Raw genomic sequence first — 12,346 nt, 5'->3', positions numbered from 1 at the left:
AAACTTGTGGAGCTGATCGGGATCGAACCGACGACATCTAGCTTGCAAAGCTAGCGCTCTCCCAGCTGAGCTACAGCCCCGGAAAGTTCGTCATTGGGCTGCACCTTGCCGGCCGTCATCGCGTCATCCAGTCTCCCCCGGTGGGGAGCTGGTGGGCCTAGGTGGACTTGAACCACCGACCTCACGCTTATCAGGCGTGCGCTCTAGCCAGCTGAGCTATAGGCCCAGTTGGTGAGTCCCGAAACAGCTACTCTCTTTCAAAGAGCCGAGTCGCTTGGACTCGGTCCCTCAAAACCAAACAGCAAGCCCTGACAGACTGCGAAACGTTGACCTGGTCGACCTAGGCAGCTTTCGCTGCTGGTACAGCCCGTGGCACCGAAGTGCTCACTCTGTACCCGGTCTCCTTAGAAAGGAGGTGATCCAGCCGCAGGTTCCCCTACGGCTACCTTGTTACGACTTCACCCCAGTTACCGACCACTCCTTGGGCACCCCTTGGTGGGATGACTTCTGGAGCAATCGACTCCCATGGTGTGACGGGCGGTGTGTACAAGGCCCGGGAACGTATTCACCGCGGCGTGCTGATCCGCGATTACTAGCGATTCCGCCTTCATGGAGTCGAGTTGCAGACTCCAATCTGAACTGAGACCGGTTTTATGCGATTAGCTCCCTCTCGCGAGTTGGCGACGCGTTGTACCGGCCATTGTAGCACGTGTGTAGCCCTGGTCATAAAGGCCATGAGGACTTGACGTCATCCCCACCTTCCTCCGGTTTAACACCGGCAGTCCCTCTAGAGATCCGCTTGCGCGGCAACTAAAGGCGAGGGTTGCGCTCGTTGCGGGACTTAACCCAACATCTCACGACACGAGCTGACGACAGCCATGCAGCACCTGTCTCTTGGTTCCCTTGCGGGCACTCCCTCATCTCTGAAGGATTCCAAGGATGTCAAGACCAGGTAAGGTTCTGCGCGTTGCGTCGAATTAAACCACATGCTCCACCGCTTGTGCGGGCCCCCGTCAATTCCTTTGAGTTTTAGTCTTGCGACCGTACTTCCCAGGCGGAGAACTTAATGCGTTAGCTACGGCACCGCGGGGGTCAACACCCACGACACCTAGTTCTCATCGTTTACGGCGTGGACTACCAGGGTATCTAATCCTGTTTGCTCCCCACGCTTTCGCGTCTCAGCGTCAGTTACCGTCCAGGTGGCCGCCTTCGCCACCGGTGTTCCTCCCCATATCTACGAATTTCACCTCTACTTGGGGAATTCCGCCACCCTCTCCGGCACTCAAGCTCTGCAGTTTCGGGCGCACTTCCTCAGTTGAGCTGAGGGCTTTCACACCCGACTTGCAAAGCCGCCTACACGCGCTTTACGCCCAATAATTCCGAACAACGCTTGCACCCTCTGTATTACCGCGGCTGCTGGCACAGAGTTAGCCGGTGCTTCTTCTCCCGGTACCGTCAAGCCCCTAGGTGTTAGCTAGAGGGTTTTCGTCCCGGTCGAAAGTGCTTTACAATCCGAAGACCTTCATCACACACGCGGCGTTGCTGCGTCAGGCTTTCGCCCATTGCGCAAAATTCCCCACTGCTGCCTCCCGTAGGAGTCTGGACCGTGTCTCAGTTCCAGTGTGGCTGATCGTCCTCTCAGACCAGCTACCCGTCGTCGCCTTGGTGGGCCATTACCCCGCCAACTAGCTGATGGGCCGCGGACTCATCTGGATGTGATAGCTTGTATACAGAGGCCACCTTTTCCCTCAGGAGCCGAAGCTCCCGGGGGCTTATCCGGTATTAGCCAATCTTTCGACTGGTTATCCCAGACACCCAGGCAGATTATCCACGTGTTACGCACCCGTGCGCCGCTCTACTAGGATTGCTCCATTCGCGCTCGACTTGCATGTGTTAGGCACGCCGCCAGCGTTCGTTCTGAGCCAGGATCAAACTCTCCAATTGAAATTTGAAGAATTTAGAACCGGCATCCGTCAGGGCCCGGCTAAGGGACACCCGACTTCGCTGTTCAAGGTACCCCTGGAATCGACTCACGCCGACTCGCTTCGGGGCACCGTTTAGAATTGACTGCGGTTTCCGCAATCTGTCTTCTTGGGCTTGCTATTTGGTTTTCAAAGACCGAGTCGCTTGTTGTTGCCGCGACTTTCTGTTACCTTGCGCTTCTCAGCTGCACCCCATTCAACCTCGGGGGCCGCATTCTTTATTTCGAGGCGGCTTTTCTGTCAAGTGGCCGTTGCCACTCCGTTTCACCGCTTCGCCTCGTTGGGAGGTAACATCGCGCCGGAGCGCCTTGTTTCTTCCTTTTGAGGAGGGGCGCGGAACCTACTTCGCTTCCGCATCCCGTGTCAACTCGCTTCGTCGACTCTCTTCTTCTCTCCGGCTCGGCTTTGTCGCCAGTGCGACTTTCGCCGTTTCGGAGGGAGGCGGCTTCTACCACCGCCGCGTCGGGAGTCAACTCGCTTCGTCGACTTCGTATTTCGTCTGTCACTGCTTCGTCCGGAGGTCTCCGTCGCCAGTGCGACTTCGCCTGTCCGTCCGAGGGGGCGCGGCTTCTATCACCGCCGCGTTTGGAGTCAACCACCTTCGTCGACTCGCTCTTCCCTCCGATTCAGCTTCTGTCGCTTGGGCGACTTCCGTTGTTTCGAGGGGAGGCGGCTTCTACCACCGCCGCGTTTGGAGTCAACCCCGCTTCGTCGACTCCCTATTCCGTCTTTCAGCTCGTCCGGGAGCTCCGCCGCCGTTGCGGCATCGCCTTCCCGTCCGAGGGGGCGCGGCTTCTACCACCGCCGCGTCTGGAGTCAACCACCTTCGTCGACTCGCTCTTCCCGTCGATTCGGACTGGAGCAGAACGTCCAGGCCCTCTCTATCGCCATCCGGCCCTCTCCCCGACCGGGAGAGCGAGCGCTCAGGCTGTCGCCACCAGAGCGGTCGCAGGCAGCGTACGGGTCGAGTCCTTCCAGACATGAGACCGGGTCCGAAGCTCCTCATACCCGCCAACGCTCGCGAGCTGGATGCAGTCTTCAGCCCCATGGAGGCGTCCAGCTCATCGCGGCTCTCTACGTTGTCCGCACCAACCTCCCACCCGTGAGAACCTCGAACATCTCGCCCGGAGGCCTCGAGCACGAGGCCACCTCCGATTCAGCCATAGAGCTCGCGGGGCTGTCTGCTCCCCATCGGAGTGCGACTCCTCCTCGCTCGCAAGCGAACTACCCCATGAGGACGCTGTCCGCGGTAGGGATGGCGTTCATCTGGAAGGGGTAGCGCGGCTGGAGGGTGAGGAGCGGCAGCGGCTCCACGCGCTGCCCGGGCACCAGCGCGAGGCGATAGCGCGCGGCGACCATGGCCAGGATGACCTGCGCTTCCATCAGGGCGAAGCCACTGCCCATGCACGTCCGCGGCCCGCCGCCAAAGGGGAAGTAGGCGAAGCGCGACCGCTCGGCGGAACGCTCCGGGGTGAAACGCTCCGGCTCGAAGTCGTCTGGACGGGGCCACAGCTCCGGAAGCCGTTGGGTGACGTAGGGGCTGAGCAGCACCACGCTGTCCGCGGGGATGCGATAGCCGCCGATGCAGTCATCCTCCAGGGGCGTCCGCAGCGTCATCCAGACGGGCGGGTACAGCCGTAGCGCCTCCTCGAAGACCTGACGGGTGTAGACCAGGCGTGGCAGGTCGGCCAGCGTGGGGGCGCTCCCTCCGAGCACCTCCCGTGCCTCCGCCTCCAGGCGCTGCCGCACCGCGGGGTGCTGGTCCAGCAGGTACCAGACCCAGGTGAGCACCGTGGCGGTGCTCTCGAAGCCAGCGACCAGGATGCCCTTCACCTCATCGAGGAGTTGGGCATCGTCCATGCCCTGCCCCGTCCGCGAGTCCTGCGCCAGCAAGAGGGCGGAGAGCAGGTCCCCCTTGTCGTCCAGGCTCTGCCGGCGCTGGTGGATGATGCGGAGCACGACGCTGTTGATGACGTCCGTTGCCTGGCGGAAGGCGGCGCGCTGGGGAATGAGCAGGTAGTTGGCCAGCCCGGTCATCGAGGTCATCTGCCGGGCAACGTATCGCTGCGCGGTGCGGATGGCGGGCCCGAGCAGGTCCGTCTCCCCGCTGACGTCCGTGCTGAACATGGTCCGGCTGGCGATGCCCAGGGTCAGCCGCTTCATCTCCTCGCCGATGTCGAGCGGCTGCCCGCGCGAGGCCAGCTCCCGCCAGCGCTCCAGCATCTCCTGGGTGACCTGGGCCATGAGGGGGAACAGCCGCTCCAGCTTCTGCCGTGTGAAGCACGGCCCCATCAGGCGGCGCTGGCCGCGCCACAGGGCCCCCTCGCTCACGACGAGCCCCTGCCCCAGGAAGGGCTTGAACTTCTGGGTGGTCAGGTCGGACTTCTTGTATCGGGCGGCGTTGTCCTGGAGCACCTGCTTCACTCCCATGGGGTGCACCACCAGGTAGATGGGCCGCACGTCGTGGCCCAGGCTGACCACGTCCCCGTACTCGCGGGCCACCTTGCGCAGGAAACGGAGCGGGTTGCCGAGCATGTCGGGCAGCCCTCGCAGGAAGCGCAGCCCGCGGGGCCCGGGGGGACGGCGCGGCGATGGGGAAGGGTGGATGGATTCCTGGAGCATTCAGAGCCCCCCTACAGGAACGTGGGACGCCTGCATGGCCTCATCCGCCTCCTGGAAGGCGCATCGCAGCGCATCCCGGAAGCCGAGGTGGTGCTCGATGCCGAGCAGCTCGCGAAGGCGCGGGTCGCGCACCACCGCGTCGTGCCCCAGGCCGCGGACGAAGTGCTCACCGACCCGCTTGGGGATGGGACTGAAGAGGCCTGTCCAGAGGCCCGACAGGCGCGGCACGGCCACCGGCATCCGGAGCACCGGGCGGACCAGCCCCCTCACTTGGGCGTAGGTCTCCATCATCTCGCGGTAGGTGAGCACCTCGTCGCCGCCCATCTCCCAGATGTGGCCCACCAGGAGCGGGGTGTCGAGCGGAGCCAGCAGGTAGCGGAGCGCGTCGGAGAGGGCGATGGGTTGGCAGCGGGTGTCCCCTCCTCGAGGGGAAATGATGAGGGGGAAGCGCTCCGTGAAGCCGCGGATCATCTCGAACACCGCGCTCCCCGCGCCGATGATGGCCGCGGCGCGCAGCTCGGTCACTGGCACCCTGCCCTCACGCAGCGCCTCGCCCGTGGCCTGCCGGCTCTCGACGTGGGGAGAGCGCGGCATCGACGGGTCGCCAAGTGCCCCGAGGTAGATGAGCTGTCGGACGTCAGCCGCCTCCGCCGCTCGAGCGAAGGTGCGCGCCGCGGCCAGCTCCTTCTCCCGGAAGCCTGGCTCGGCGAGCGAGTGGATGAGGTAGTAGGCCGTGTCCACCCCCCGCAGCGCCCGCGCCGAAGTGCCGGGGTGGCGGACGTCCCCGCGTACCACCTCCACCCGTGGCGTCACCCCGGCCCCGTCCATGGGGCGGCGGCTCAGCAGGCGCACCCGGTTGCACGGCTCCCGCAGCAGCGCCCGGAACAGCGCCCGGCCAACGAAGCCGGTGGCGCCGGTGACCAGCAGGGTGCGGGGATGGCTCTGGGCGGACATGGGTTGCTCCTCCTCGTGACTTGCGGCGCACTCGCCGGCTCCAGGCTCTACCTGCTGCCGTAGATTCGGGCCGCCCCCTTTCCCACCCTCCGTTTCGACAGCACCTTGGAGAGGAGCACCATGAGCTGGTTCCGGATCCCAGGGACTGTCAGGAACCTGCGCCGCCGGAATGCGCGCAACGCGCGCCTGGCCACCACCTCGGGGCGCATCATCATGCGGATGATGAGGGGCCGGTGGCGGAGCTGTTCCAGCACGGGCGAGGAGACGAGCATCTCGGTCAGCATGCCGCCCGGGCTGCACAGACACACCGGGACACGTTCCCGCTCCCTGCCCCGCTCGTGGTACAGGCTCTCCACGAAGCCCTGCAGCAGCGCCTTCGTCCCGCCGTACAGCGCCTGCCGGGGCGTGGGCATCATCGCTCCGGTGCTGGTGATGACCAGGATGCCCCCCTCGCCACGCTGGTCCAGGTAGGGAAGGAAGCGCCGGAGGAGGAGCAGGGGCGTGCGCACGTTGACCCGCAGGAGCTGCTCCACCTGGGGCTCGGGCATGGCGGTGAACTCGCCGAACCAGTAGGCCGCCGCGTTGGAGATGACCGCGTAGACCTGCCGCTCGCGGGTCGCCTCGGTGAAGATGCGCTCCGCGGCGTCCGGCGCGGCCAGGTCCATCGGCAGCAGCACGACCTCGGTGCCATGGGCGGCGCGCAGCTCCTCCCGTAGCGCGGCGAGCCGCTCGCGGCGGCGGGCCACGAGGATGAGCCGGGCCCGGTGGTGGGACGCCAGCCGGCGGGCGAGCTGCTCGCCCAGCCCGGAGGACGCGCCCGTGACGACCACCCAGCGATCGCGGAAATCCAGCGCTTTCATGCGAGGGCCTCTTCCTCCCTCGACGCTCCAGACCTCGGGCCCCGGAACGGCCGCCCCAGCTTGCGCAGCGCAGGCATCACCGTGGGCTCCGGCACGCGGTGGATGGCGAGCCCAGCCTGTCCCAGGTCGCGGAGCAGCGCGTCCGCGGCCAGCCGGCCCGACAGGGCGGCCCCCTCCATGGAGGCGTTCAGCTCGTGCCGTGTCCAGTCGCCGGCCAGGAAGAAGTTGCCCAGCCGGGTGCGGGCCGGGGGCCGGAGCTGGTGCGCGCCCGGCACCGCGGCGAACATGGCCGCGCCAATGCGCTCCAGCGCGTAGTCCACCACCTGCGCCTTCTGGGCCCCTGGCCAGATGCTCCGCAGGTCCCGCATCACGTCGGAGACGATGGCTTCATCCGGGTCGTGGAAGCGGCTGCGCGCCCGGGTGATGACGAACTGGTACACGGAGCCCGGTGCGCCACGGGGCTGACGGCCCAGCATGGCCAGGTCCACGAAGTCGCGGAAGGCGCAGCCCGTCACCAGCGGAGCTCCCGCCGGCACCGGCCGGATGGGGCGATCGAACCACAGCAAGAGCGACATGGCCGGCGTGGTGGTCAGCCTCATGGCGTCCTCGAGCCCGGCTGCGCGCACCCACTCCGGGGGGAGCACGGCACGCAGGGACTGGACGTTCATCGCGGACACGACGAAGTCGCAGGCCAGCAGCTTGCGGCCGGCCCCGCCCACCGGGACGCGCCCCTCGGCGTGGGTGACTGGACCGGATGTCTCCGCCGGGGAAACCCACACACCCTTGACGCGCTGTCCCTCTCCCTCCAGCCCGACCACCGCGTGGCGCAGCAGCAGCTGCCCCCCTTTGCGCGCGAGAGCCTGGCACAGAGGCTCTACCAGACACTCGGCCAGCGTTCCCCGCCACAGCCCCACATCCCCGGAGCGCGGGTGGCGCACCAGGTACTTGATCCACGACAGCACCGGCCGCGCGGCGGCCTCCTCCACCGTGAGGAAGGTCGCCGCATCCGCCGCGGCCTCCGCCAGCTCCAGGGTGAAGTCCCTCTGGAGCCCGCGGCGCCGGTGCCACTCGGCGTAGGACAGGGAGTCCAACTCGGCCAGATCCTCCTGCGAGTAGCTGGCGACCTGGAGACCCACCCGGCCCAGCCGGAGGCGGGCGCCCAGGGAGAGGGGCATCCGAGCGAAAGGCCGAAGCAGGTGGAAGGGCGCGGGCCACGAGCGGAAGCCCCACGCCATCGGCTCGCGCCCGGAGCGCAGGTAGGTGTGCTCGCCCACCCAGAGAAGGCGGTGCGACACCCCCAGGCGCGAGAGCATCTCCAGCAGGTTGGCGTAGTGGTCCGCCACCACGTGGAGGCCTGTGTCCACGCCGCGACCCTTCGCGTCTGTAAAGGACGAGGTGCGCCCTCCTGGGAAGGGGGCGGCCTCCACCACCGTGACGGAGCAGCCGCGCTCGGCGAGCTCGTAGGCCGCACACAGGCCAGCCACGCCGGAGCCGAGGACCAGCACCTTGGGTGCCGTGCTCATGCCTGTACCAGGTCGGCAAGGGAAGGCACCGGAAGCGGGCGCTCCCAAGGGGGAGAGGACCGGCCCATGGGGCCGAGGCGCAACGTGAGCCGGCCCCAGTGATAGACGAGCCACCGGCTGAAGGGAGGCTCTGGCAGGAACATGAACAGGTGCAGAAGCTTCATGAGCTTGGGAGCGCGCCCCAACCCCAGGGTGAACTTGTCCAGCACACTCCACAGCGGCGAGTACCGCCCCGTCTCGGCGAGGACGAGCTTGAGCAGGTCGAAGACGAAGCGGATGCTGGAGCCGAAGATGACGTAGAAATCCAGGCCGATCGCCTCCACGGTCTTGCGCTGCTGGCGGATAGGGCGGCGTGCCAGCAGCGAGTAGCCGTAGAGGTAGATGAGGAAGTCCGCCAGGAAGGTCCGGTCGTCCACCAGCGCCCGCTCGAGCATGACGAGAGAAAGCTGCAGGTGGGACTTCTCGTCCTCCAGGTTGGCCTCCAGCACGGCCCGGATGTCCGGGGCACTGGTGGCCTGGGCGAGGTTGTACAGGAAGGCATAGCCCAGGCCCTCCGACAAGAGGCAGAACAGGGATGCGACGCTGGGCTTGAAGGGCAACGCGAAGAGCCGGCCTGAGCGCCATGCGCCCCAGAACTCGGCCTCCTCGGGCGACGGCGGCAGGATGTCGTCGTAGCCCAGCCTCCGCACCAGTTGTGTGAGGTCCTCCAGGTGGCGTGACTCGTCCTGCACCAGGAACCGGCGCGCCTTGGCGAACATCGCATGCGTCTGCACGAAGTCCGGGTGGGTGAGCAGCTTGAACCCTTCCAGGGCGGCGGCTTCCGCGTGGCACAGCATGCTCAGGACGCGCGCATATGCCTCCCGGTTGCTGTAGGGATCAACCGGGACCAACGGCCGCGCCACGGACGGAACGGGTAGAACATGTGGTGCCATGATGTGAGCCCTCCTTCTCCCCCTGGCTTCTCTGGCTTGGTCCTCACGCTGAAATCTCGAGCAGCGCCAACCGCCGAACGAAACACATGGAGAGAGCCGCCTCGGCGCGGATGTGACATCCGTGCGCATGAGAGGGATGGGGCAGCTGCTGCGGCAGCGCGGGGCCGCAGAGGGGTGCCACCGGGCTGAGCGCCGGCCGGTGTAGCGGCCATGCAGCCTGCGTGGGACACATCAGAGGCAGAGGAAAAAGTGGGTGCCGCCGCGTCCACGCCTTCCACGGTGCCACCGTGCGGATGAACCCTTGCAGGCTTCGGCCGCCGCTGATCGAGGCGCCTGGGTTGCCCCGAGGAAGAACAGGCGATCACGCGCTCCGAAGAAGCCCGCAAAGGCGAAGGCCCCGAGTTCTCACGTTGTGAGGACTCGGGGCCTTCAAAAAAATCCGGCAGCGACCTACTCTCCCGCGCGGTTTCCCGCGGAGTACCATCGGCTCTGGAGGGCTTAACTTCCGTGTTCGGGATGGGAACGGGTGGGACCCCTCCGACATTGCCACCGGAAAACATGTGACTCGTACATACAAAGGGTAGTTTCAATTCCTGCTGAAAAGCTCTGTGCCTTCTTCCGGGCCCGGCGCCGCTGTTTGTAGCGCGCTCGGGGCCTCGACCTCGGCCTCGAATCTCCAGACTCCCTCCGGTTTACACCGGGGAGCCTGCCAGAGATTGAGGTATAGTAAGCCGCTCGACCAATTAGTACCGGTTAGCTCAACGTGTTACCACGCTTACACACCCGGCCTATCAACGTCGTAGTCTTCGACGGGTCTTCTGGGGCTTGCGCCCGGGATACCTGGTCTTGAGGTCGGTTTCCCGCTTAGATGCTTTCAGCGGTTATCCAATCGACACATGGCTACCCAGCGATGCCTCTGGCGAGACAACTGGTACACCAGCGGTGTCTCCAACCCGGTCCTCTCGTACTAAGGTCAGAGCCTCTCAAGTATCCTACGCCCACAGCAGATAGGGACCAAACTGTCTCACGACGTTTTGAACCCAGCTCGCGTACCGCTTTAATTGGCGAACAGCCAAACCCTTGGGACCTGCTCCAGCCCCAGGATGCGATGAGCCGACATCGAGGTGCCAAACCTCCCCGTCGATGTGAACTCTTGGGGGAGATAAGCCTGTTATCCCCGGAGTACCTTTTATCCGTTGAGCGATGGCCCTTCCATTCAGGACCACCGGATCACTATGACCTGCTTTCGCACCTGCTCGACATGTCTGTCTCGCAGTCAAGCTCCCTTATGCCATTGCACTCGCCGCCCGGTTTCCAATCGGGCTGAGGGAACCATCGCGCGCCTCCGTTACGTTTTGGGAGGCGACCGCCCCAGTCAAACTACCCACCAGACAGTGTCCCAGCTCCCGTTGAGGGGGCATGGTTAGACACCAGAATCCGACAGGGTGGTATTTCACCGTTGCCTCCACCGAACCTAGCGGCCCGGCTTCAAAGGCTCCCACCTATCCTACACAGTCGAACCCTAGTGTCACTGTCAAGTTGTAGTAAAGGTTCACGGGGTCTTTCCGTCTTGCTGCGGGTAAACTGCATCGGCACAGCTATTTCAATTTCGCTGAGTCCCTCTCCGAGACAGTGCGGAAGTCGTTACTCCATTCGTGCAGGTCGGAACTTACCCGACAAGGAATTTCGCTACCTTAGGACCGTTATAGTTACGGCCGCCGTTTACTGGGGCTTCGGATCATCGCTTCGCCTTGCGGCTGACGAATCCCCTTAACCTTCCAGCACCGGGCAGGAGTCAGACCCTATACGTCGGCTTCGTGCCTTCGCAGAGTCCTGTGTTTTTGGTAAACAGTCGCTACCGCCATTTCTCTGCAACCTCTCTCGGCTCCAGCTGTACGCCTTCACCTACCAGAGGCCCACCTTCTTCCGAAGTTACGGTGGAAATTTGCCTAGTTCCTTGGAGGAGAGTTCTCTCAAGCGCCTTAGGATTTTCTCCTCACCCACCTGTGTCGGTTTGCGGTACGGACACCCTGTAGACTCCCCGCGGAACTTTTCTTGGAAGCCGAGCATCAGCAACTAACCCCTTGCGGGGCGCCGTCGGGTCTCGGGGATAGCTGCCGCGCCTTTTCATCGTACGCGACACCCCTACGCCTTTGGACTGGCACAACCACCGGCCAGCTCGCCTAGCTTTCTCCGTCCTTCCTCGGTTCAACGTCTACAAGATGGCGCAGGAATATTAACCTGCTTGCCATCACCTACGCCTTTCGGCCTCGGCTTAGGTCCCGGCTAACCCTGGGAAGATTAACTTGACCCAGGAAACCTTGGGTTTACGGCGAGGGGGTTTCCCACCCCCTTTATCGCTACTCATTTCGGCATCAGCACTCGCAACAACTCCACCAGCCCTTGCGGTCTAGCTTCGCAGTCGTTGCAACGCTCCCCTACCACTGCATGCGCCTGACGCATGCAATCCGAAGCTTCGGCGCTAGTCTTGAGCCCCGTTACATTTTCGGCGCGGCCTGTCTCGACCAGTGAGCTATTACGCTTTCTTTAAAGGATGGCTGCTTCTAAGCCAACCTCCTGGTTGTCAATGACCTGCCACATCCTTTCTAGTGTTCACTTAGACTAGACTTGGGGGCCTTAGCTGTCGGTCTGGGTTATTCCCCTCTTGCCAATGGACGTTATCACCCACTGACTGCTTCCCGGGATAACAATTACCGGCATTCGGAGTTTGGTACGGTTTGGTAATCTGGTGAGACCCCTAGCCGTTCCAGTGCTCTACCTCCGGTATTGAATTACCCAAGACGATACCTAAATATCTTTCGGGGAGAACCAGCTATCACGGAGTTTGATTGGCCTTTCACCCCTACACACAGCTCATCCCAGAAATTTTCAACTTTCATGAGTTCGGTCCTCCATGAGGTGTTACCCTCACTTCAACCTGGCCATGTGTAGATCACCCCGCTTCGGGTTATAATGCACGCAACTGAATCGCCCGTTTCGGACTCGCTTTCGCTCCGGCTCCACCTATCGGCTTAGCCTCGCTACGTACATTAAGTCGCCGAATCATGATGCAAAAGGTACGCCCTCGCACTGTCTTGCGACGTAGTGCTCGGACTGCTTGTAGACATGCGGTTTCAGGTTCTTTTGACTCCCCTCACAGGGGTTCTTTTCACCTTTCCCTCGCGGTACTTGTTCACTATCGGTCGCCAAGGAGTATTTAGCCTTACCGGATGGTCCCGGCAGATTCAGGCAGGATTGCACGTGTCCCGCCCTACTTGGGTACCCCGCTCGGCCTCCGCTAGTTTTCGCGTACGCGACTGTCACGCTCTTTGGTGCACCTTTCCAGGTGCTTCCGCTAACCAGCAAAGGTCCTACCGCGGACCCGCAACCCCGGTGCCACTTGCGTGACACCGGTTTAGGCTGTTCCCATTTCGCTCGCCACTACTCTGGGAATCACTCATTGTTTTCTTTTC

5 protein-coding genes, 2 tRNA genes and 3 rRNA genes (1 of these 10 cut by a window edge) are annotated in these 12,346 nt (G+C 63.7%); all 10 read right to left on the bottom strand.

Annotation, left to right across the window (positions count from 1 at the left end):
* Positions 1–7: 7 nt before the first annotated feature.
* A tRNA-Ala gene (locus JRI60_RS02580) sits at positions 8–80 on the bottom strand.
* Between the two features lie 69 nt (positions 81–149).
* Positions 150–226, bottom strand: a tRNA-Ile gene (locus JRI60_RS02575).
* 182 nt (positions 227–408) lie between these two features.
* Positions 409–1,944 (bottom strand): 16S ribosomal RNA (locus JRI60_RS02570).
* Positions 1,945–3,206: 1,262 nt separating this feature from the next.
* Positions 3,207–4,604: a cytochrome P450 gene (locus JRI60_RS02565; RefSeq protein ID WP_204224250.1), complete on the bottom strand. Its 1,398-nt coding sequence runs from the start codon at positions 4,602–4,604 to the stop codon at positions 3,207–3,209.
* Entirely contained in the window at positions 4,605–5,558 is a 954-nt protein-coding gene (locus JRI60_RS02560) for an NAD(P)H-binding protein (protein WP_204224248.1), read from the bottom strand.
* Positions 5,559–5,605: 47 nt separating this feature from the next.
* Entirely contained in the window at positions 5,606–6,418 is an 813-nt protein-coding gene (locus tag JRI60_RS02555) for an SDR family NAD(P)-dependent oxidoreductase (RefSeq protein WP_204224246.1), read from the bottom strand.
* The gene (locus JRI60_RS02550) at positions 6,415–7,941 is read right to left on the bottom strand and encodes a hydroxysqualene dehydroxylase (protein ID WP_204224244.1); all 1,527 of its coding nucleotides are present in this window, start codon (positions 7,939–7,941) and stop codon (positions 6,415–6,417) included. The genes JRI60_RS02555 and JRI60_RS02550 overlap by 4 nt, the downstream gene beginning before the upstream one ends.
* Complete coding sequence (locus tag JRI60_RS02545; RefSeq protein ID WP_204224242.1) at positions 7,938–8,873, bottom strand: ferritin-like domain-containing protein; 936 nt, start codon at positions 8,871–8,873, stop codon at positions 7,938–7,940. The genes JRI60_RS02550 and JRI60_RS02545 overlap by 4 nt, the downstream gene beginning before the upstream one ends.
* Before the next feature lie 437 nt (positions 8,874–9,310).
* Positions 9,311–9,427: ribosomal RNA gene (rrf, locus tag JRI60_RS02540) — 5S ribosomal RNA — on the bottom strand.
* A gap of 168 nt (positions 9,428–9,595) precedes the next feature.
* Positions 9,596–12,346 (bottom strand): 23S ribosomal RNA (locus tag JRI60_RS02535) (it continues 217 nt past the right edge of the window).

It is taken from the genome of Archangium violaceum, from assembly GCF_016887565.1.
GTDB classification, from domain to species: domain Bacteria; phylum Myxococcota; class Myxococcia; order Myxococcales; family Myxococcaceae; genus Archangium; species Archangium violaceum_B.
Note: the sequence above shows the minus strand (reverse complement) of the source record. Positions and strands in the feature narration are given on the sequence as shown.